Annotated in this window: 18 protein-coding genes and 4 pseudogenes; 8 read left to right on the top strand and 14 right to left on the bottom strand. The window is 69.0% G+C overall.

Annotated elements, in window-relative coordinates:
- Positions 1 to 13: 13 nt before the first annotated feature.
- Positions 14 to 888, bottom strand: a protein-coding gene (locus SSPN_RS50575) for an IS5 family transposase (RefSeq protein WP_170121539.1) whose coding sequence is annotated in 2 segments (ribosomal slippage) — positions 14 to 541 and positions 544 to 888 — 873 coding nt in all. Because the reading frame shifts where the segments join, the coding sequence is not laid out codon by codon here.
- Between the two features lie 235 nt (positions 889 to 1,123).
- Here SSPN_RS50575 and SSPN_RS0108085 point away from each other — a divergent pair.
- Positions 1,124 to 1,507 (top strand): TraR/DksA family transcriptional regulator, encoded by a 384-nt coding sequence (locus tag SSPN_RS0108085; protein WP_010693462.1) that lies wholly within the window; start codon positions 1,124 to 1,126, stop codon positions 1,505 to 1,507.
- A gap of 8 nt (positions 1,508 to 1,515) precedes the next feature.
- Here the strand turns inward: SSPN_RS0108085 and SSPN_RS0108080 are convergent, their stop codons facing one another.
- A complete protein-coding gene (locus SSPN_RS0108080) occupies positions 1,516 to 2,484 on the bottom strand; it encodes a GlxA family transcriptional regulator (RefSeq protein ID WP_010693461.1) in 969 nt (322 codons plus the stop codon).
- 118 nt (positions 2,485 to 2,602) lie between these two features.
- Here SSPN_RS0108080 and SSPN_RS0108075 point away from each other — a divergent pair, with 118 nt between their 5' ends.
- Positions 2,603 to 2,800, top strand: a complete 198-nt coding sequence (locus tag SSPN_RS0108075) for a hypothetical protein (RefSeq protein WP_010693460.1) — start codon at positions 2,603 to 2,605, stop codon at positions 2,798 to 2,800.
- 128 nt (positions 2,801 to 2,928) lie between these two features.
- Here SSPN_RS0108075 and SSPN_RS0108070 read toward each other — a convergent pair whose 3' ends face one another.
- On the bottom strand, positions 2,929 to 4,002 hold the full coding sequence (locus tag SSPN_RS0108070; RefSeq protein WP_010693459.1) for an FAD-binding oxidoreductase: 1,074 nt from the start codon (positions 4,000 to 4,002) through the stop codon (positions 2,929 to 2,931).
- Positions 3,999 to 5,255, bottom strand: a complete 1,257-nt coding sequence (locus SSPN_RS0108065; protein ID WP_010693458.1) for an aromatic ring-hydroxylating oxygenase subunit alpha — start codon at positions 5,253 to 5,255, stop codon at positions 3,999 to 4,001. The genes SSPN_RS0108070 and SSPN_RS0108065 overlap by 4 nt, the downstream gene beginning before the upstream one ends.
- Positions 5,256 to 5,385: 130 nt before the next feature.
- On the opposite strand from SSPN_RS0108065, the gene SSPN_RS0108060 reads away from it, so the two are divergent.
- On the top strand, positions 5,386 to 6,327 hold the full coding sequence (locus SSPN_RS0108060; protein ID WP_010693457.1) for a LysR family transcriptional regulator: 942 nt from the start codon (positions 5,386 to 5,388) through the stop codon (positions 6,325 to 6,327).
- A gap of 256 nt (positions 6,328 to 6,583) precedes the next feature.
- Here SSPN_RS0108060 and SSPN_RS0108055 read toward each other — a convergent pair whose 3' ends face one another.
- From SSPN_RS0108055 to SSPN_RS0108045, 3 genes are all read right to left on the bottom strand, one after another.
- Positions 6,584 to 7,324, bottom strand: coding sequence for an NPP1 family protein (locus SSPN_RS0108055; protein WP_029535093.1), 741 nt, complete (start codon positions 7,322 to 7,324; stop codon positions 6,584 to 6,586).
- A gap of 215 nt (positions 7,325 to 7,539) precedes the next feature.
- Complete coding sequence (locus SSPN_RS0108050) at positions 7,540 to 8,547, bottom strand: DUF1015 family protein (RefSeq protein WP_010693455.1); 1,008 nt, start codon at positions 8,545 to 8,547, stop codon at positions 7,540 to 7,542.
- Positions 8,544 to 9,554 carry an NAD(P)-dependent oxidoreductase gene (locus tag SSPN_RS0108045; protein WP_029535092.1) on the bottom strand — a complete coding sequence of 337 codons (1,011 nt, stop codon included), beginning with the start codon at positions 9,552 to 9,554 and terminating at the stop codon, positions 8,544 to 8,546. Before SSPN_RS0108045 ends, SSPN_RS0108050 begins: the two co-directional genes overlap by 4 nt.
- Positions 9,555 to 9,641: 87 nt before the next feature.
- Here SSPN_RS0108045 and SSPN_RS59470 point away from each other — a divergent pair, with 87 nt between their 5' ends.
- The 4 genes from SSPN_RS59470 to SSPN_RS0108020 all read left to right on the top strand — a co-directional run bounded on the left by SSPN_RS59470 (position 9,642) and on the right by SSPN_RS0108020 (position 13,705).
- Positions 9,642 to 10,301 (top strand): SHOCT domain-containing protein, encoded by a 660-nt coding sequence (locus tag SSPN_RS59470; protein ID WP_143539622.1) that lies wholly within the window; start codon positions 9,642 to 9,644, stop codon positions 10,299 to 10,301.
- 83 nt (positions 10,302 to 10,384) lie between these two features.
- Positions 10,385 to 11,074, top strand: a complete 690-nt coding sequence (locus tag SSPN_RS0108030) for a DUF2306 domain-containing protein (protein ID WP_010693452.1) — start codon at positions 10,385 to 10,387, stop codon at positions 11,072 to 11,074.
- Positions 11,075 to 11,299: 225 nt separating this feature from the next.
- The gene (locus SSPN_RS0108025; RefSeq protein WP_010693451.1) at positions 11,300 to 12,568 is read left to right on the top strand and encodes an aspartate aminotransferase type Ic; all 1,269 of its coding nucleotides are present in this window, start codon (positions 11,300 to 11,302) and stop codon (positions 12,566 to 12,568) included.
- 129 nt (positions 12,569 to 12,697) lie between these two features.
- On the top strand, positions 12,698 to 13,705 hold the full coding sequence (locus tag SSPN_RS0108020) for a M14 family zinc carboxypeptidase (protein ID WP_029535091.1): 1,008 nt from the start codon (positions 12,698 to 12,700) through the stop codon (positions 13,703 to 13,705).
- A gap of 329 nt (positions 13,706 to 14,034) precedes the next feature.
- Here the strand turns inward: SSPN_RS0108020 and SSPN_RS0108015 are convergent, their stop codons facing one another.
- From SSPN_RS0108015 to SSPN_RS0107990, 6 genes and pseudogenes are all read right to left on the bottom strand, one after another.
- Complete coding sequence (locus SSPN_RS0108015) at positions 14,035 to 14,229, bottom strand: ferredoxin (RefSeq protein ID WP_010693449.1); 195 nt, start codon at positions 14,227 to 14,229, stop codon at positions 14,035 to 14,037.
- Positions 14,230 to 14,258: 29 nt separating this feature from the next.
- Positions 14,259 to 15,488: a cytochrome P450 gene (locus tag SSPN_RS0108010; RefSeq protein ID WP_010693448.1), complete on the bottom strand. Its 1,230-nt coding sequence runs from the start codon at positions 15,486 to 15,488 to the stop codon at positions 14,259 to 14,261.
- Between the two features lie 22 nt (positions 15,489 to 15,510).
- Complete coding sequence (locus tag SSPN_RS0108005) at positions 15,511 to 16,692, bottom strand: NAD(P)/FAD-dependent oxidoreductase (protein ID WP_010693447.1); 1,182 nt, start codon at positions 16,690 to 16,692, stop codon at positions 15,511 to 15,513.
- A pseudogene (locus tag SSPN_RS42955) lies at positions 16,689 to 16,888 on the bottom strand (ferredoxin). The gene SSPN_RS0108005 and the pseudogene SSPN_RS42955 overlap by 4 nt, the downstream one beginning before the upstream one ends.
- Positions 16,885 to 17,561: pseudogene (locus tag SSPN_RS42950) on the bottom strand (TetR/AcrR family transcriptional regulator). Before SSPN_RS42950 ends, SSPN_RS42955 begins: the two co-directional pseudogenes overlap by 4 nt.
- Before the next feature lie 122 nt (positions 17,562 to 17,683).
- Positions 17,684 to 17,965 (bottom strand): annotated as a pseudogene (locus SSPN_RS0107990) (cytochrome P450); the annotation flags it as partial.
- 129 nt (positions 17,966 to 18,094) lie between these two features.
- Here SSPN_RS0107990 and SSPN_RS42945 point away from each other — a divergent pair.
- A pseudogene (locus SSPN_RS42945) lies at positions 18,095 to 19,519 on the top strand (MFS transporter).
- A gap of 115 nt (positions 19,520 to 19,634) precedes the next feature.
- Here the strand turns inward: SSPN_RS42945 and SSPN_RS0107980 are convergent.
- Entirely contained in the window at positions 19,635 to 20,789 is a 1,155-nt protein-coding gene (locus SSPN_RS0107980; protein ID WP_029535090.1) for a L,D-transpeptidase, read from the bottom strand.
- Between the last annotated feature and the right edge of the window lie 195 nt (positions 20,790 to 20,984).

Here is a 20,984-nt window from a genome sequence, read left to right as displayed (position 1 = left end):
TCTGTTTCAGATGTCAGAGCCACTCGTTGATAGACGCGATGACCACCGTGGCCTCGTAACGGACAGCGAGTTTGTCGTACCGGGTGGCCACGGCCCGGTTCCGCTTGAGCCGGTTGATTCCGCATTCCACGGCATGACGCTGCTTGTAGATCTCCGTGTCGAACGCCGGCCGGCGACCACCGCGCGAACCTCGGTTCTTGCGGTGACGGATCTGGTCCGCTTTCTCGGGAATGGTGCACCGAATGCCCCGTCGCCGCAGGTACGAGCGATTGGCGCGCGAACCGTACGCCTTGTCGCCCAGCACCCGGTCCGGACGTGTCCGCGCCCGGCCCCGACCAGTGCGGGGCACGCTGATCCGCTCCAAGACCGGCTGGAACTGCGGCGAGTCACCCCGCTGCCCCGCCGTGACCACCAGCGACAACGGCTTCTGACCCTGCTCAGTGGCCATATGCAGCTTGGTGGTCAGCCCGCCCCGCGACCGGCCGATTCCGTGATCATCCGGTTCGGTGTCAACCCCGCCCGGCGGTTCCCGCTGTTCAGCCCCTTTTTTCGCGCACCGGCGGCGTGCTGGTGCGCGCGAGCGACAGTGGAATCCACGCTGACATCCCAGGTGATCAGGCCTTCGGCGTCGGCCTGGGCTTGCAGCCGCGTCAGGATTCGCTTCCAGGTCCCGTCGCGCTGCCAGCGCCGGAACAGCCCATACACGGTCTGCCACGGGCCGTATCGCTCCGGCAGGTCACGCCACTGCACACCCGTGCGCACCCGGAACCGGATACCGTTGATCAGCTGCCGTTTCGGATGCTTGGGCGGGCGGCCCGACTTCTTACCCTTGGGCAGCAACGGTTCCATCTTCGCCCACTGCTCGTTCGTCAGATCACCTCGACCCACACGAAGATCATCTCAAACCGAGATCAACTTCTGAAACAGGCCCTAGTCGATCGCCTTTTGCCCAGCGATTCTGGAGCCGTCGACGCCGTGCGACCGCTTCGTTGTTGCTGCCGCCAACAAGCACGGACGACCATGCCGACCGGCGGGTCCTGCGGCAGCGGACGCGGTGATCGAGCCCTCCGGGAAACGCGTGAACTGGCGGAATAGCCGACCGAGTGGCGGCGTTCACTTCGTTATGAGCAAGCAGGTGCCGCAGGACGCGCCGTCCCCGCTGGAACCGCGGACGGCGAGAGATTTGCTGGCCGAGGAGCGCGCCAGTGCGATGGCGCGCGTCGAGGCCTTGCAACGCCACCTGGAGTCCATCGGCGAGGTGTCGACGTGGACCGGCACCGATGACGAGCACGACCCCGAGGGCGCGACCCTCGCGTATGAGCGAGCCCAGGTGCAGAGCCTGCTCGCGGACGTCCGGCGGGAGCTCGACGAGCTGGAGCGGGCCACTGCGCGGCTGGACAAGGGCACCTACGGCATCTGCCAGCGCTGCGGGAAGTCCATCGCGCCGGAGCGCTTGGAGGCGCTACCTGCGGCGGCGACCTGCATTGCTTGCGCGACCCGCCGCTGAACACCTCGTCAACCCGAGCTCGCGACGGCAGGACGGGAGAAGGTGCGGCGGTAGTCGCGCGGCGTGACGCCCACGATGCGCCGGAAGTGGTGCCGGAGCAGCGCAGCGGTGCTGAACCCGCATTCACGCGCGATCTGGTCGATACCCAGCTGCGTGTCTTCGAGGAGCCGCCGGGCGTGCAGCACGCGCTGCGTGACCAGCCACTGGTTCGGGGTCGTCCCGGTTTCGGCGACGAACCGGCGTGCGAAGGTGCGCTGCGACATCTGCGCCTGCCCGGCGAGGCTGGCGACGGTGTGCTCGCGGTCGAGCTTCTCCTGCAGCCAGCTCAGCAGCGGCTGCAGGCTGTCGGCGGAGCACTCGGGGACCGGCAGGTCGATGAACTGGCGCTGCCCGCCGTCGCGCTGCGGCGGCACGACCATCCGCCGGGCGATCTTCGTCGCCGCACCAGAGCCGAGCTCGCGACGCACCAGGTGCAGGCAGGCGTCGATCCCGGCGGCGGTGCCCGCACTGGTCACCACGTTCCCGTCGTCCACGTAGAGCACGTCCGGGTCGAGATGCGCGGCGGGGAACCGGCGCCGGAAATCGGCCGCCTGGAACCAGTGCGTCGTGCAGCGGCGACCGTCGAGGATCCCGGCAGCGCCGAGCACGAAGGCGCCGGTGCACACCGAGAGCACGGTGGCCCCGCGCGCCTCGGCTTCCCGCAGCCCGGTGAGCACACCCGGCGGGTAGACGTCCCGGATCCGGCACGCGGGGACCGCGACGACGTCGACCCCATCCAGCCCGTCGAGCCCGTGCTCGGGGGTGAGGCTCATCCCCACGGAAGTGCCCAACGGCACCCCGGGGCGCTCGCCGCACACCCGGAATTCGATCGGTGGCACGGCATCGGCGGTGCGGTCCAAGCCGAAGACCTCGCACAGCACACCGAGTTCGAACGGCGCGGCGCCGTCCAGGACGACCGCAGCCACTGAACGCAGCATGTCTCGACGATAGCTGGCAGGATTTTGCGGCACAACGGCGTCGCTGCCACTGTTGGCAGGAATTGGTGCATCGCAAACTGAGTGCCATCAACCGAACGCCACTCCAGAGGTAAGCACGATGCGCACTCCACTTCGGGACAACCCGACGCCGGCCCGGTTCGCCGGGATCAGGCGGTACTTCGCGACGCAGAACCTGCTGTGGTCCCGTCACCTGGACGCGCTCCAGCCGTGGGAGCAGGTCACCGAACTCCGCTGGGTCCGGAACCCGATCACCCGCCGCTGGGAACTGCGCGGCGGAGTGCTCCCGGGCTCTTGAGAACAACCGTGCCTGGCGCCGGGGCCAGCGGTCGACGCCCGGGTAGCCGAGGACCCGTGAGCGCTTTCGGGTGGCATTGCACCGAAAAAAGTGCTCATGGGTCCGGAGCAGGCCGGACCCGCTGGTTCTCAGGCGTCGATGACCAGGTCCTCCAATGGTTTGGAGCAGCAGAGGAGGATCTTCTGCTCGGCTCGGTCGCGGGGGCGGATGCCCCCGTTGTGCTGCATGTCGACGGAGCCCTTGAGCAGCGTCGCTTTGCAGGTGCCGCACATGCCCTGCCCGCAGGACGACGGCAGGCTGATGCCCGACCGCGCAGCGGCGTCGAGCACGGACGTGCCCGCGGCGCACTCGATGGTCAGCCCGCTGCGGGCCAGCTCCACCGAGAACGATTCGTCCACACTGGACACCGCGCGCACCGGCTCGGGCGGGGTGATCGTGAAGCTCTCCTGGTGGTAGTGGTCCATGAAGAAACCGGCTTCGGCGAGCATCAGTCGCACGGCTTTCATGTAGCCCGCCGGGCCGCAGACGAACGCTTCACGGTCGAGGAAGTCCGGCGCGATCTGCCGCAGCACGTCGGTGGTCAGGCGCCCGCGATGCCCGTCCCACCGCTCGGTCGGCCCGTCCGCCTCGCAGATGTGGCTGACCCGGATCCCCTCCGAGGTCGCCGCCAATAGCGCCAACTCCTGCCGGAAGACGATGTCGTCGGGGGTGCGGGCGCTGTGCACGAAGACAACGTCGGCCGGGGACGCCAGGTCGTGCAGCGTCCTGGTCATCGACATGAGGGGAGTCACGCCGCTGCCGCCGGAGAGGAAGAGGTACTTGTCCGCCGGGTGGTGGACCATCGAGAACTCGCCGAGCGGTCCCCGAGCCCGGAGCACCGCACCGGGTGTCAGTCGGTCGTGCAGCCAGTTCGAGACGGGCCCGCCGGGAACCCGCTTCACGGTGATCGCCACGAGGTGCGGACGCGTCGGTGGGGAGGAGATCGTGTAGCACCGCTCGACCTCCCGCCCGTCGATCTCGACCGTGACGACGAGGTGCTGCCCCGGGTCGTGGCGGAACAGCCGGGGCTCGACGGGTTCGAGGACGAACGTTCGGACGTCGCTGGTGATCTGCTGAACCTGCTTGCAGAGCAGCTGCTGATCCGCCGCGCCGTCCCAGTCGCGGCGGCCGAACAGGGACCGGAAGGTTGCCGCGCCGTTCATCGCGTCAGGTGCGCTCGGAGGCGGGTGATGTACCAGTTGCAGAACGCCTCGACCTGGTACTCGGTGGGGGCGTACGGCCCAGGCTCGTACGCCGGGCTGCCGATCCCGCGCTGGGCTCGGCCGACGAGCTCCGCATCCTGCTCGTTCGTGGCTGTCCAGACCGCGAGCAGCACGTCCAGGTCATAGTCCACGCCGGCCTCCGCGTCCGGGTGCACCAGCCAGGTGGTGCGCAGCAGCGTCCGGTCAGCCGCCAGCGGTAGCACCGCGAAGGTGATCGCATGGTCGCTGACGAAGTGGAACCAGGAGTTGGGCTGCAGATGCAGCGCCAAATGGCCGAGGCGGGGCGTCGGGAAGTCGCCGAGCAGTGTTCGGCACGCGACTTTGCCGTCCGCGGTGAAGGATTCACCGGCGAGGTTGAGCGCGTCGCGCTGGATCCGGAATCCGGTGGCGCGGTTGTCCAGTTCCTCGATCAGCTCGTAAGGCAGCCCGAGGCGCTGGCAAGTCTGGCGCAGCTCGGCGTCCACCTGCAGGTAGCGCTCGTGCGCGGGGCGCAGTCGCGGCGGGAGGTTCTCCTCGGTGTAGCCGTAGGTCGGGAAGAAGGAGCGCAGCAGCTCGGGATGGCCGTCGCAGTGGTAGCACTCCCGGTTGTTCTCCATCACCAGCTTCCAATTGCCCTCCTCGACGACGTCGATCTGCGCCGCGACCTTTGCGCCGCGCAGCTGGTGCGGCAGCAGGTAGGGCTCGATTCGCGCGGCGACGTCGGGGAAGTCGCTCGGCGGCCGTTCGGCTAGGCAGACGAACACGAGCCCGGCGACGCTGCGGACGTGCACCGGCTTGAGGCCGAAGCAGCCGGGATCGAAGCCCTGCGGCTGGGACGGCGCGTGCAGCAGCGTGCCGTCGGTGCCGTAGGTCCATTTGTGGTATCCGCAGACGATGTTCCCGACCGATCCGCGTTCCTGCTCCAGGATCCGTGCGCCGCGGTGCCGGCAGATGTTGTGGAACGACCGGAGGTTCTCGTCGTCGTCGCGCACGACGACGATCGAGTACGACCCGAGCGTTATGGTGACGTAGTCGCCGGGCTCGGGGAGTTCGGCCTCGGTGGCCACGAAGATCCAGTGCTCGGCGAAGATCGCCGCGACGTCCAGGTCGAAGAACTCCGGGCTGGTGTAGAACGGCGCTTCCAGGCTGCGCCCGACCGCCCGGTGATCGATCAGTTCCGCCGGTGTTGCCGCGATGTCTGGGAAAGCAGTCACTTCTACTCCTCGCGAATTCCGTTCGGATTGAAGAGCGCGTGCTGCCGGAGACCGGCACACCGCAAGCGTGGGGCTCGAACGGCCGACAGACAATCAAACGTTCATGCAGAGAATCGTGCAAACTGCTTGCATGATTGACAATCGGCTCCGGGTCCTGCAGCTCGTCGCCAAGCACGGGACCGTCACGGCTGCGGCCCAAGCGCTGCACTACACGCCTTCGGCCGTCTCGTACCAGCTCCGCCAGCTGGCGGCCGAGCTCGGCGTGGAGCTGGTGGTGCCGCAGGGCCGCCGGATTCGGCTGACCTCGGCCGCCCGGGCGCTGCTGCAGCACGCCGAGCTGCTCTTCGCGCAGTGGGAGCGCGCGCAAGCCGATCTGGCGGCACTCGCCGACGAGCCCGGCGGATCGTTCACGCTGTGCGGTTTCTCCACCGCTGCAACGCATCTGCTGCCACCTGCGGCCGCAGAACTGCGCGACAGCTTCCCGAACCTGCGCGTGCGGCTGATCGAAGCCGAGCCGGCCCGCTGCTTCGACCTGCTGCTCGCCGGCGATGCCGATCTCGCTCTGGTGATCGTCACCGCCGATACCCCGCCGCTGTCGGACTCGCGCTTCGACCAGCTGCCGCTGCTCGACGACCCGCTCGACCTGGTCACGCCCGCGGGCCACCCGTTGGCGGCTCGCCCGGTGGTGACGTTGGCCGACGCCGCGAACGAATCGTGGATCGTGGGCCGCCCGGACAGCACCTACCACCACCTGGTGATCACCGCATGCATGGCGGCGGGCTTTAGCCCGGACATCGCGCATTACGCGGACGAATGGGACACCGGCACTGCTATGGTCGCCCACGGTTTCGGCGTCATCCTGGTGCCCCGGCTGGCCCGGCTGCACCGCGACTGGCCGGTCGCGCGCATCCGCTTGCACGGGGAGCCCGCCCCTGCCCGCCGGATCCTCGCCGTCACCCGGTCGGGTGGCCGGGACAACCGCACGATCGCCCGCGCGCACGAGGCGATCACCAAGACCGCGGCCGGGATCCTGCCCGTCGCCCCGGTGCCGGAGGCGAACTCGCCGCTTTGACGGCAGGCGGGTCGGTCCCGGAGCTCATCGCTGTCCTAAGTAGACGATCCAGGTCCAGCTCTGGCGCGGCATACCGACCGGATGGTAGGTGTGCTCGTTCCGGTGAATGACCCGGTTGCGGACCCCGACTCGGAGCGACGGCTGATGACGCGGGATGTTTCGAGCAAGACCGCTTCGTGCGGCTCGACGGCGTCAGCCACTGGATCCCCGAGGAGTCCTCGGACTCCCTCGCCGCAGTCGTCCTCCGGCCCCACGATCACTCGTAGGGGTTGAACGGAACTTCGTCGGGCTTGGCCTTCTCGAGGTTCTTCTCGAAGGCGCCGTCCTTGATCCCCAGGTTGGCCTTGCCGAGGTCGGCGCCGGTCAGCTTGTCCCGGATGCCGGACGGGAAGTTGTTCCAGCTGACCAGGTCCGGGTACTGCCACGTGCCGTAGTGGTTCTCCGGCTGCTCGTCGTGGTTGGCCAGGCGGAAGCAGTGCGTGCTGACGCCGTCCTTGTGGTAGACGATCTTGGGGTGCGTACCTTCCCAGGAGACCTCGGAACCGGGGTGCTTGTCGTAGTTCCCGTGCGCAGAGGTCGAAACGTACTGCGCCTCGCCCTGGTTCACCCATACCACGACGTGCTCGATGTCGTGCCGGTGCCCGAAGGCGTCGTCCACGCCGTCGAGCGCCTGGTCCTTCTCGAAGTACAGGTCGTAGAGGTAGGCGCACCAGCCGTTGTCGTCGCACTTGGCGCGGGAGTAGGAGTTGGTGTTGTCGAGATCGGAGTGGTCGTGGCAGTTCCCGTTGAGGGCACCGGAGGGCTTCAACCCCTCGGCGATCGCCCCGTCGGGACCGATGGCCGGGGTGGGGTAGCAGCCGTCGCCGTCGTAGTCGAAGGCCGGTTGCCACTTGCCGTCGGCCCCGTCGAAGTTCGCGGGCAGCGCGGCCGGCGGTTCCGCCCAGGCGGCTGGGGGAAGGCCGACGGCCAGCAGGGCGGCACCTGCGACGGTGCTCACGGCGAACGACAACTTTCCCGGTTTTCCCGCACGTGCGCCGTTCGGCGGTGGGGGTTGCTTCCTACGTGTTCTTCCGTTCGCCGCAATGCCCGTCACCGCAGAACCTCCTGATCGACGCCGGTCGACGCGGGATCGTAGTGAGGTTTCTGCCGCAGGTGTAGGGGGATTTTACGACTCGTCCCGCCGGGTTGACCGCCCGATTCGCACGCGGCGCGTCAGGTGAGCGGGCGGTGGAACAGGTCCGGGGCGGGTTTCGGGTCGAACCAGGTCGACTTCGGCGGCATCGGCCGGCCCGCGTCCGAGGTCGCCATCACCTGGTCGACCGTCGGTGGGTGCGGGATCAGCCGGAGCGCGTTCTCGCTGCTGCACCAGCAGGTTTCCACGGCGTGGTGCGGGTTTGGCGTTGCCTCGATCTGGTGGTCCACGAGGTCGTGCAGCTTCGGCAGGAGGTTTTGCTCGACGGCGAAGGCGTCGAGGACTCCCACGGTACGCAGTCGCAGCCGGTACCAGCGGTCGCCGAGTCCGACCGCTACCACGCCGGATTCCGTCTCCGCCGCCGGGGATTCCTCGATTCGCTCCGTCAGCGGGTGGTCGGCGAGGCGTTTCAGCACGTCCCGGGTGGACGTGCCCGGCGTCAGCGCGAAACAGCGGTGGTAGCCCAGGATGCGCATCTCGTCGCTGGGGAACAGCGCTGCGAGGGTGAAAGCGCTGGGGTGGTCGGGCCCGAGGTGGCCGTGCCTTGCGGCGTAACGCTCGGCGGCCAGCATCCGGTGGTGGCCGTCGGCGATGTAGAGGTCGCCGATGTGGCCGATCTCCTCGCACACCGCCCGCGCGCAGGTCTCGTCGCGCCGGACCCAGACGGTGTGGGTGACGTCGCCGGTCAGGCGCGCGGTGGGAACATCAGCGGTGATCGCGGCGATCCGGGCGTGCAGATGTCCTCTGTGGACCAGCATCACGGGCATCCGCTCGATCCCCGTGGCCTCGGTCTGCTCGTCGAGTTCCCGCACGCGGGACGGTTGGGCTGCTTCGTGGCGGCGGATCCGGCCCTGCCGGTAGTCGTCGATCGACACCTCGACCACGACCCCGGTCTGCCGGTGCCGATCGGTCTCCAACCGGTACACCACGACCGCCGGTTCGGACAGCGCGCTCCCGTGTAACAGCACGCGCGGCGGCCGTGCGGTGATCCCGGTGGACTCCGATGCGTCCTGCCGGGTGGTGCTCATGAGTCGTCGCCGAAATGCGTTGCGGGCTGCGGGGAACGCCCCTCGTCGAGGTTCACGCAGTGCAGCACCGTGCCTGAGGCGAAGGTCTCCACTATCCGCACCACTTCCGCGGCGACCGCCTGTTGCGCCTGCTCGGTGGAGGCCCCGATGTGATGGGTGCCGTAGACGTTCGGGTGCTTGGCCAGCCTGGACTCGATGTGCCCCGTGCTGGTCGCGGGCTCGTCCGCGTAGACGTCGAGACCCGCGCGGATGTCCTTGTCCTCCAAGGCTTCGATGAGCGCGTCCTCGTCGACGAGATGCCCGCGCGAGGTGTTCAGGATGATCGTGCGCGGCTGCACCTGGGCGAGCAGGTCGGCGTCGATCAGGTGCCGGGTGTCGTCGGTCGCAGGCACGTGCAGCGAAAGGACGTCGCAGGTCCTCGCGAGGGTGTGCAGGTCGTCGACGAAGTGCACGCCGATCGAGCTGGCGCGGTCCAGGGTCTCCTGCGAGCGCCCGGGTTTGGCCACGGCGTACACCTCCATCCCGAATGCGGCCGCGCGTTCGGCGAACGCCAGCCCGACCTGGCCCAGTCCGATGACGCCGACCCGGCGGCCGAGGATTCCTCGTGCGCGCGAGTACCTCTTCTTGTCCCAGCGCTCTGCCCGCAGGTCTGCGACGTTGTCGCAGATGCTGCGATCCAACGCGAGCAGCAGGGCGAAGGCGAGCTCGGCCACTGCGACCGCGTTGCGCCCGGGCACGTTGCACACGTGGATCCCGAGCCTGGACGCGGCCTCGCAGTCGATCGTGTTCGTGCCGGATCCGGCCCTGATGACCAGCCGCAGGGCGTCGGCGCCGTCGAGGGCAGAGGCGGGGACACGGGTACTGCGGACTACCAGTGCCTCGCATCCGGTGAGCCGCTCGGCGAGCTGATCGGTCGTGGCGTCCGGCCGGTAGTCGCAGTCGTGGCCCAGCTCGGTCAGCTCGGCCAGGTGAGCGGCGGGGAAGGCGTCGGCGAGCAAGATCCTCATCGGCAACTCCCAACCAGCTGGCGTCCCGGAACTGTTGCTCAATGCGCACCGTACTGCGCATGGCGCAATGGTGGCGGTCGGGCCGGAGTGCAGTCAACACCCGATCCGCAGGTGGCCCGCAAGCTCGCCCCGGCGCGGGTCACCGTTGTCGCCGACAACCCGGCCATCGCCCTGACCCAGTTCATCGACGACCGGCGCGCCGCAGGGGAGCTGGTCGACGCGGACACCGACGTGATCATCGGGGTCCCGCGGTGCGTGCTGCTGGTCCCGATGTTCGCCGAACGGCTCGGTAATCCGGCCCTGCAGCCGAGGATCATGGACCTGCTCGTCGACATCGCCGCCGGAGGCCTCGCGCCGTGGTGGTGCGCACGTAGTCCTGCGTACGCGCACTACGTCGAGCGCGGTAGACCAACTGCCGCTCGCCGACCGACGACATCCGAGGTCGCCGAACCGAAGCTTGAGCAGCAAGTGGATGCGGCTTCGGAGGTGGCAGTGATGTTGACCGAGTTCTTGATGCAGTGGGGACCAGGCTGGCAAGGCGCGCACAACGGCCCGGGTTGGATCTTCGGGTTGTTCTTCCTGCTGTTGATCGTCGCCCTGATCGCCACGGTGATCTGGCTGGCGGTTCGCGGCCGGCCGCGGCAGCGCTCCGGCGTCGAGCGGGCGAAGGAGATCTTGTCCGAGCGCTTCGCCCGGGGCGAGATCAGCTCCGACGAGTACCGCGAGCGACTCAACGAGCTGGGCTGATCCCGATGGCCGCCGGAAGTGGTTTCCGGCGGCCGAGCTCATCGCTGTCTCGACGCGCGATCGGCGCAGGAAGCAGGCTGAACATGACTAGATCGGCGGGGCGGGCACGGCGCGGCTGGTTGCTGCTGGGCATCGCGGTCATCGCCGCGACCGCCCTGGTCATGCCCTACGTGTTGCTCGACGTGGACGCGAGCCGGATCCAGGTGCGCAACGAACTGCACTGGATCTTGCTGGTTGTGCACATCTTCACCGCTGCGGTGGCCCTCGTGCTCGGGCCGCTGCAGTTCCTCCCGGCGCTGCGGGCCCGCCAACGGCTGCACCGGACGATCGGTCGGACCTATCTGCTCGCTGGGGTGCTGCCGGCGGGCTTGGCCGGTATCCCCGTGGCGTTGATGTCCGAGCACACCCTCACCAGGGTCGGGCTGCTCATCCCGGCCGTCGGCTGGCTGGTGACGGGTGCACTGGCGGCCCGGGCGGCGCGGCGCCGGGACTTCGCGGCCCACCGGGCCTGGATGCTGCGCAACTACGCGTTGACGTTCCTGGCAGTGACCTCGCGCATCGTCGTGCCGCTGCTGCTGCTCGCCCAGTTCCCGTTCATCGGCACGATGTACGGAGGTTCGGTACCGGCGGCGGTGGAGGCGACCATCCCGATCGGGCAGTGGCTCGGCTGGATCATCAACCTGATCATCGTGGAGTCGTTCCTCCGCCGGGAGCGCTCCCGCGCAGCAGTGAGCAGAGTTGGCGGCATCGTGCCGGAACGATCGGGGCCGTGAGTCTTTTGGGCAGCTATTCCGCGGATCGTCCGGGCCGTCGCGCTGGGCTGCATTCCGTGCTCGTGCGCGACCTTCGCGCCCATCTCGGTTCCTCGCCGGTCGCCGCGCAGAAACCGGCCCACCTGGTTCGGCGCTCCGACGCACGCGCGGCAAGCGGCCACCCTGCCGGTTTGTAAGCTCGGCGGGCGCAACACCGTCGATGTGGCACCTGGGAGAGGAAGCACCATGACCACCGAGCTGAGCGCCGGCGCCCTGACCTGGCTCCTTGAGCGGGCTCGCCAGGACTACCAGGACCTCGCGGAACGCGAGCTCTCGCTGGACCTCACCCGGGGCAAGCCGTCGCCGGAGCAGCTCGACCTCTCCGATGACCTGCTGAGCCTGCCCGGCGGGCGGCACACCGCCGCCGACGGCACGGACGTTCGCAACTACGGCGGGCTGCAGGGGCTGCCCGAGCTCCGGGAGATCTTCGCCGGGGTGCTGCAGGTGCCGGTCGCGCAGCTGCTCGCGGCCGGGAACTCCAGCCTTGAACTCATGCACGACTGCCTGGTGCACGCCCTGCTGAGCGTCCTGCCGGGTGCCGAATCGCGCTGGGTGGACCAGGAGCGGATCGCGTTCCTGTGCCCGGTGCCCGGTTACGACCGGCACTTCGCGCTCTGCGAGCGGTTCGGGATCGACATGATCCAGGTGCCGATGACCGCCGACGGCCCGGACCTGGACGTCGTGGAGCGGCTCGTGGCCGAGGACCCGGCGATCAAGGGCATCTGGTGCGTTCCGAAGTACAGCAACCCGGGCGGCGTCAGCTACAGCGACGAGACCGTGGCCCGGCTGGCATCGATGAGCACCGCCGCGCCCGACTTCCGGATCTTCTGGGACAACGCCTACGCCGCCCACCACCTCACCGACGAGCCCGTCGAGATCGCCGACCTCCTCGCCGCCTGCGCCGAGGCCGGGAACGCCGACCGGGTCTTCGTGTTCGGTTCCACTTCGAAGATCACCGTGGCGGGCGCGGGCGTCGCCTTCTTCGGCTCGTCGCCCGCGAACGTGCAGTGGCTGCTCCGCAACAACTCCAAGCGGTCGATCGGCCCAGACAAGATCAACCAGCTGCGGCACGTCATCTTCCTGCGGGACGCGGACGGGATGCGGGCCCACATGGAGCGGCAGCGGGCCCTGCTGCAGCCCAAGTTCGATGCGGTGGCGCGGATCCTGGAGACGGAACTCGGCGGGACCGGGCTCGCCACCTGGGCCTCGCCCAAGGGCGGGTACTTCGTGGCCCTGCAGGTGCAGGACGGGTGCGCCAAGGAGGTCGTGCGCCGTGCCAAGGAGGCCGGCATCGCGCTGACCCCGGCCGGCGCGACGCACCCGTACGGCGACGACCCGCGCGACGCCTTCATCCGTATCGCGCCGAGCTACCCGGGGCTGGAAGAGCTGGAGCGGGCGATCGAGGGGCTCACCGTCTGCGTCCGTCTCGTCGGCTACGAGAAGCAGGCCAGCTAGAGGCTCGTCTTGCGCTGCGGTGCGGTTGAGCGGGGGCTTGGCCGCACCGCCGTCGGCTCGTTGCTTGCGCAACGCAATAGGGCTGCCGATCTTGTGGTTCAGTCGTACAGCGGGGCAGACTCCTGCGTCATGGCGAAGTCGACGCGCATAGCGCTGCTTTCCGTTGCCGTAGCAGTCATTTCCGTGCTGGGGTTCGTCGCACCGTCCCAGGCGGCGCCGCCCGGCCGGATCGATCCTCGGCCCAGCACCGCCGAGTTGGCCCGGAAGCTGGACGAACTCCAGAGGCGGAGCCACGGCGCGATCGAGGTCTCCGCGATCGGCAAGTCCAACCAGGGCCGGCCGGTGTGGAGCGCGCGGGTCGGCGACGGGCCGCTGCGTGTCCTCTACGTCACCCAGCAGCACGGCGATGAGCCGCTCGGCACCGTGGCCGCGCTGGAGTTCCTGCGCGAAGCCGGGGTCGGCCAGAGCCGCTACCAGCGCTGGCTGCGGTCGCAGGTGACCGTTGACATCGTGGTGCGGGCCAACCCGGACGGTCACGAGCTGAACTGGCGGTACAACTACGCCCCGGACGCGGCTCCGGAGTACGGCGAGGCGGGCAAGGGCTACGACATCAACCGCTACCACGACCCGGCGGTCGCGCCCGAGAACAACCCCGCTACCGAGGCGGGCCTGATCCAGCGTCACTACGCGGAGTTCCAGCCGCAGATCGTGGTCGACTACCACATGCAGGGCCGCTACGTCGACGGTGGCGGACGCGAGATCACCGCATCGCTGATGTGGCCGACGAACCGGGGCGTTACGCCGAGCAACCTCGAGCTGGCCAAGCAGGTCTCGGTGGTGGCGCAGCGGTCGATGACCGAGGGCGGGGCGAATGTTTCGCAGTACCCCGGCGGCGACTACCAGGGCATCGCGCGCAACGCCTACGGCCTGCGCGGCAGCGTGCTCATCGAGCTCAGCGACATGGGCTCGCAGCACGAGCAGGCGCAAATCGATTCGGCACTGCGGTCCATGTCGGCCATCGCGCGCAGCGCGGCCGACGGTTCGCTACGGATGATCAACCCTGCCGAGGCGGACGCGATCCCGCCGCGCGGCGAGCCGGTCCCGCAGGCCGCTGCGGCCGGCACGCATTCCGACTGACGCGCGCGGAGAACTGCCCGGGCTTCGCTGAAGTCCGGGCAGTTCCTCGTGTGCAGGGGCGCGCGAACGCCTACTTGATCAGAGGTCGCATCGGAGCCCGAGGGCCTGGCTCTTCCGGCGGCGATGATCCTCGTGCAGCAACGTCGTCTTAACCCTTGTCTTGCAGGAGTACGGCATTCCGCTACTGGTGCGGGTGGTCGTCGCGGTGGTCGTCGCGGTGGTCGTCCGCTGGGGGCCCGCACCCTCGCCGGAGCCCCATCGACGACGCAGTCTCCCGCAGCCGTGCCCTTGGCGGGTGATGTACTCCCAGGTTGCGATTCAGGACCCTGTCATTCGTCCACGGTGATGGCCAGCGCCGGGCACAGCACCGCGGCCTGCCGGACGTCCGCAGCCAGCTCCACGGGCGGATTCGCGTTGAGCAGCACCACGGTTCCGTCCTCGTCGCGCTGGTCGAACACCTCCGCGGCGGCCATCACGCACTGCCCGGAAGCGACGCACTTGTCCTGGTCGATCGTCACCTTCATGGTTCTCCTCCGCTGTGGTGGGAATTCGGTTACCAGGTCACCGGCAGGCGGTAGACGCCGTAGACCGAACCGTCGTGCTTGAACGGGATCTGCGACAGGTCCTCGGCCAGTCGCAGGGTGGGGATGCGGCGGTAGAGCGTGCCGTAGACGACCTGCAGCTCCATGCGCGCGAGCGGCTGCCCGAGGCATTGGTGCACGCCGAACCCGAAGGCTACGTGGTGGCGGGCGTCGCGGGTCAGGTCGAGCCGGTCGGGTTCGGGGAAGGCCTCAGGATCGCGGTTGCCGATGTCGTTGGGCATGATCAGCCCGTCGCCGGCGCGGATGACGTGACCGGCGATCTCGATGTCCTCGAGCGCCACTCGACGCCGGCCGTTGTGCGTGATGTGCAGGTATCGCAGCAGTTCTTCGACCGCCCCGCTGATCAGTTTCGGGTCGTCCGATTCGCGCAGGACCGCCAGCTGATCGGGGTTCTCCAGCAGTGCCAGGGTGCCGAGCGCGATCATGTTCGCGGTGGTCTCGTGGCCGGCGATCAGCAGCAGCACACCCATCTGCGCCGCTGCCTGCCGGGACAGCTCCCCGGCCGCGACTCGCTCGGCCAAGCGTGAGAGCAGGTCGTCGCCGGGGTTTTCGAGCTTCGCGCCCACCAGGTCGTCCAGATAGCCGGCGAGCCGGCCCAGGGCGGCGGTCCGGTCGTCGGGGCTCGCGTCCCGCTTGATGATGGTCTTGCTGTTCTCCTGGAAGAAGTCGTGGTCGGAGTAGGGGACCCCGAGCATTTGGCAGATCACCAGCGAAGGCACCGGCAGCGCGAACGCCTCGACCAGGTCCACGGGCTTCGGGCCGGCCAGCACGTCGTCGATCAGTTCGTCCACGATCTTCTGCACGGTCGGCCGCATCGCCTCGACCCGCTTGATGGTGAACGGTGCGGTCACCATCCGCCGCAGCCGCGCGTGCTCCGGGTCGTCCATCAGGATGAAGCTGATGTGGGAGCCGCCCGACCCGATCGGGGCCGAACTGGGGTAGCCGGGGCGGGTGATGTCGGCGCTGACCCGTGGGTCGGCCAGCAGCGCCCGCTGGTCGGCGTAGCGGGTCACCAGCCACGGCGTGCTGCCGTCCCACAGCCGGACCTTCGCGAGCGGGCCCTCCACCTGCTTGGTCCGCAGCTCCGGCGGCGGATCGAACGGGCAGGCCGCCACCCTAGCCATCGGGTACTCCGGGACGTCTGCGGAGTTCTCGCCAACCGGGTTCAGCACATCGGTCATCGCTTGCCTTCCTGAGCTGTTGTCACGGTACCGGAGCGGAGAGCGCGTCGACTACTTCCTGGCGGCGTAGGCGGCATTGCTTGGGCATGTTCCAGCCCAGCACGCCGACGACCTTGCCGTTGTGCTGGTACCGCGCGACGAATCGCCGGTCCGCCGCGCTACCGTCCACAATGGTCACTTTCGCGTCCCTGGTGGGAAGCCCGTGCACCTGGATCTTGGTGTCGAACTGGTCGGTCCAGAAGTGGGGGACCGGCGCGTAGGGCTGGTCCTCACCGAGGATGTTGACGGCAACGGCGTTGGCCTGTTGGGTGGCGTTGGTCCGGTTCTCCAACCGCAGCGAGGTGCCGAGCGCGTCGTGCTGCCAGCGGGCCACGTCCCCGGCGCCGTAGATCCCCTCCGCCGCCCGGCAGCGGGAATCGCACACGAGCCCGTCGTCCACCCGAAGTCCGCTGTCAGCCAGCCATTCCGTCGCCGGCGTGGCGCCGAACGCCACCACGACCACGTCGGCCGGAAGCTCGTCACCGGTGTCCAGGCGCACACCGGTGACCCGGCCGTGGTGTCCGGTCAGTCCGGTGACCGCGATGCCCGGCCGCAGGCGGACTCCGTGTTCGGCATGCAGTTCGCCCAGCAGTTTGCCCACCGACGAGCCGAACTGGCCTTCCAGCAGCGCCTGCTGCGGGCCGACCAGCGTCACCTCCGCGCCCATCTTCCGCGCGGTGGCGGCGATTTCGGTGCCGAGCACGCCGTCCCCGACGATGACGACCTGCGAAGCAGCCAGCAAGGCGGGCCGCAAGGTCAGGGAATCGTCGAGGGTGCGCAGCACGTGGACACCGGTCAGTTCGCCTTGACCGGGAAGCGTGCGGGGCCGGAGCCCGGTCGCGACGACGATCGCTTCTGCGCTCAGGGCGCGCCCAGACGTGGTGCGGACGGTGCGCGTCGCCACGTCCAGGCCGACGGCCGGATCACCGAGGATGATCTCGGCGTTCATTTCGGACAGCGTCGCGGGCTGCCGGAGCCGGGTCCGCCCGGCATCCCAGGTTCCGGATAGCACCTGCTTGGACAGCGGTGGCCGGTCGTAAGGCGGGTGCGGCTCAGCCCCCAGGAGGGTCAGTCCTCCCAGATATCCCTTGCGCCGCAACGTCTCTGCGGTGGCAAGTCCGGCGGCGGAAGCGCCTACCACCAGCACGCTGGCGGGACCGCTCATGAGCTCTCGCCGAGTTCGATCGCGGCGGCGGGGCACATGGTGGCGGCCTCGCGGACGGAGCCGTGCAGCGACTCGGCCGGTTCGGCGTCGAGCAGGATCACGATGCCGTCCGCCTCCCGCTGGTCGAACACATCGGGGGCGGGTAGCGCCATTGCCCCGTACCGCAGCACTTCTCCTCGTCAACGGTCACCGTCAAGAGCGGTTCTCCTCTGCTTGGGGGTCGATCATGGGCGTGATGTGAATCGGTGCCAGCCACATCCCGACGATCGCGTCGATCAGCCCGGCCGCGGCATCGTGCCAGCTCTGCCGGGGCGTGGCGGTGCCTTCTGCGAGGGCGCGTTCGCGTTCGGCGCACATGTGGACCATCAGCTGGCGGGCCATGTCGCCACGTTCCAGGTGCACGTCGATCGGCAGGTCGGGCAGGCAGCGGTTGAGCCCGTCGAGGACTTGTAGTAGCGACGGCGAGGCGAGTGCCTCATCGATCATGATCTCGCGCAGCGCCGGATCTGTCATCACTTGGGCGCCGAAGCGCGCGTACCAGGTGGGACTGCCAAGAGCGGCCAGGTGCTCGGTGGTGGGGCACACCAGGCAGGCGACCCAGTCCCGCACCTCCGTGGAGCCCTCGATTTCGGCAACCATCTCCAGCCGCAGCCGTTCGATCTGCTCGGCGTGCTTCCGCGCGATCGCCCGCACCAGGTCGGTCTTGGTGCCGAAGTGGTAGCCGACCGCGGCGTTGTTGCCCTGGCCTCGCTGACCTGGCGGTTGGACACCGCGAACACCCCGTGCTCGGCGAACAGTTGTTCCGCCGCCGTCAGGATCTGCTCCCGCGTCGCGTTCACCCGGTCCGCCCGAGCTGTCCGCCCGGCCATCGTCACCACGGCACCGGGAGTTCACGCAGACCGCCGACGGCCAGGCGCTCGAACCGATTCAGATTTTCCGTCGCGACGGCCAGTTCCAGGGTGGGAAGCCGCCGGAGCAGCGCGTCGTCGATGAGGCGATCGGCCATCGAGCTGTTGAACACCCTGCGCGACTCGTTGGCCGGGATCCGGGCCGCGCCGTCGGCGTTGAGCTGGCGGGCGAACCGCGGGTCGGACAGCACCTGTTTAACGTCCGCGTAGCGGGTGGTCAGCGCTGCCCCGTCCTCGCTGGGCAGCGTCACCCGCGCGACCGGGCATTCCGGCCGCAGTTGCGCCCACTCGGCGGGCGGCTCCAGCGCCGCCGTGCTGGGGATCGGGTAGCTCAGCGCTCGTTCGCTATCGACGTTGCCCGCCATGCAAGTTCCTCCGAGTCGGTCGCCTGCCCGTGACCAGTTAACCGATTCCGCTGGTTTAAGTCAATCAGTTGATTTAATGTCTGGCTTCGCAGAGTGACCACCCACGCATGCCCGACGGAGGCCCCCGACATGCCCAACGCTCCAGCCCAGCCCGTCGACACCGCGGTATCGAGCCCGCCGCGGTCCAACACCGTCGTGGTGGTGCTGGCCTTCAGCGGGATCGTGGTCTCGTTGATGCAGACCCTGGTGATCCCGCTGGTCCCCGTGCTGCCCGCGCTGCTGGGGGCGTCCGCGGCCGACTCCGCGTGGGCCATCACCACGACGCTGCTCGCCGGGGCCGTTGCGACCCCGGTGGTGGGGCGGCTGGGGGACATGTACGGCAAACGGCGCATGCTGCTGATCAGCCTGGCGCTGCTGGTGGCCGGTTCGGCCGCCTGCGGTCTCAGCAACGCGCTGGCGCCCATGATCGTCGGGCGGGCCGTGCAGGGCCTGGCTGCTGGTGTCATCCCGCTGGGGATCAGCATCATGCGCGACGAACTCCCGGCCGAACGACTGGGTTCGGCGACCGCGACGATGAGTGCCTCGCTGGGCGTCGGCGGCGCCCTCGGCCTGCCGGCCGCCGCTTTCCTGGCCGAACGCACCGACTGGCACATGCTGTTCTGGACGGCGGCAGGCCTGGGCGTCGTCGCGACCGCCCTCGTGGTGGCCTTCGTACCGGAGTCCGCTGTGCGTACCGGAGGACGCTTCGACCTGGTGGGCGCGGCCGGGTTGTCGATCGGACTCATCTGCCTGCTGCTGGCCATCTCCAAGGGCGCGGAGTGGGGTTGGAGCGTTGCCCGCGCCGGTGGCCTGCTCGGTGCCGGGGCCGTCGTGTTCCTGCTGTGGGGTTGGTGGGAACTGAGCACCAGGCAGCCGCTGGTGGATCTGCGTACCACCGCTCGCCGCCAGGTTCTGCTGACCAACATCGCGTCCGCCGTGTTCGGGTTCGCGATGTTCGCGATGTCCCTGGTCCTGCCGCAGATCCTGTAGTTGCCCGCCGTCACCGGGTACGGCCTTGGGCAGACGATGGTCGTCGTGGGCTTGGTGATGGGGCCGTCCGGACTGGTGATGATGGCGATGGCGCCGCTGTCGGCGCGCGTTTCGAAGGCCAAGGGCCCCAAGGTGACCCTGATGCTGGGCGCCGTCGTGGTCGCCACCGGCTACGGCCTGGGCATCGTGCTGATGTCCGGGGTCTGGCAGCTCGTGCTGGTCTCCAGCGTGATCGGGGCGGGCATCGGCCTCGCCTACGGCGCGATGCCGGCGCTCATCATGGCGGCGGTGCCGGTGGGGGAGACGGCTGCGGCCAACAGCCTCAACACCCTGATGCGCTCCATCGGCACGTCGGTCTCCAGCGCGGTCGCGGGTGCGGTGCTGGCTCAGCTGACGGCGACGTTCGGCTCGCTGACGGTGCCGTCCCGGGACGGCTTCCAGGTGATCATGGCGATGGGCGCGGCAGCGGCCGTCATCGCCCTCACGATCGCGGCCTTCCTCCCTCGGAAACTCGCGGCCAGCTGACTGCGGCGGTGGTCACCGGGCCGTGAGTCCTTAGGACGGCTACCGCAACAGCAGCTACCGCAGCCCGAAACCTCACGGGCCCGGACCTGCGGAAACGGTGAGCCCCGCTCGGTGGTCAGCGGGGTTGGTATAGGGCGCTGCCCTTGACGTAGTCCGGGTAGGGGATCGTCCAGTCCGGGATGTCCCCGTCGGCCGTGGTCAGCGGGCGGTCGGAGCCGACGATCTCCACCGGGTCGCCGATCTGCACGAAGTCGAAGTACCACTTTCCGTTGGCCGGCGACAGGTTCACGCATCCGTGCGAGACGTTGGCGACGCCTTGTTGCCCGACGGTCGCGGCGTTGACGTGCACGAATTCGCCGTTGTTCGAGATTCGCACCGCGTTGGGCAGGACCTCGTCGTAGTAGCCGGGTTGGCCCTTCTGCGGGCCTCCCCAGGTGTCCGAGCGCATCCGCGTCGTGATGTGCTTCTCGAACGCGACGTGGGTGCCCGATTGGGTCGGGTAGACGCTCCTGCCGTAGGAGGCCGGGAACTGGCGGATCTGTTGTCCGTCCTGGAAGACAGTGAAGGTGTGGTCCTCGACGTTGCCGACCGCGCGCTGGTCCCGTCCGACGAGGAAGATGCTCTCGTGGTCGGCGGTTCCCATCACGCCGCCGCCGGTGTCCACGCCGTACAGCCGCGCGCGCACCCGGATGCTGGTTCCGGATTGCCAGAAGTCTTTGGGGCGCCAGTTGATCTGTTCGTCGCTCATCCAGTGGAACGAGCCTTCGGTCGGCACCGACGGCTCGACCGACAGGCGGCGTTCGACGGCGGCCCGGTCGGTCACCGGCTTGCTGAAGTAGATCGACACCGGCATCGCGATGCCGACCGTGTCGCCGTCGGTGGGCCGGGTCCTCTCCACGGTGACGGTGTCCACGGGTATGGCGGTTCGGAACGACGAGTTCAGCGGGACTGAGGGCTTGCGATCCACGTCCTCGGCCTGGGCCCGCACGTGGTAGGTCTTGCCGAAATCCAGCGGCACCGTCGTGCGCCACCTGCGGCCGCCGTCGCTCAGCGAACCGGGCACCGCAGTTCCCCCGTCGGTGGTAACCGCGACCGAGGTGAGCGTGCCCTCGTGCGCCATGACGACCAGGGGCTCGCTGGGGGCGATCTGGCCGGCCCGATCTGGTACCGAGGCCGTCACGCTCGCCACGGACGGCTTGGGTTCCGAGCACGAGGTCAGCGCGCAAGCGAGCACGCTTCCGATGACCAGCCCCACTGTTGTGCCCCGCATCCCGGCCCCCGTCCCCGCAGCCATCCGACTCGACATCGACACCACTGTCCGGGGCCGATGCGAATGTCTCAACACGATCTTGCGGTCGGGAGGGGCTGGGAAGAGGTCCGTCACTTTGCCGGAGAGGTGCCAGGTGAGGGGTTGTCCCGCTGGCCCTCGCACTCCGGCACCGCCCGCTGATGAACATGCCCGTGG

It is taken from the genome of Saccharopolyspora spinosa NRRL 18395, from assembly GCF_000194155.1.
Lineage (GTDB): Bacteria > Actinomycetota > Actinomycetes > Mycobacteriales > Pseudonocardiaceae > Saccharopolyspora > Saccharopolyspora spinosa.
Note: the sequence above shows the minus strand (reverse complement) of the source record. Positions and strands in the feature narration are given on the sequence as shown.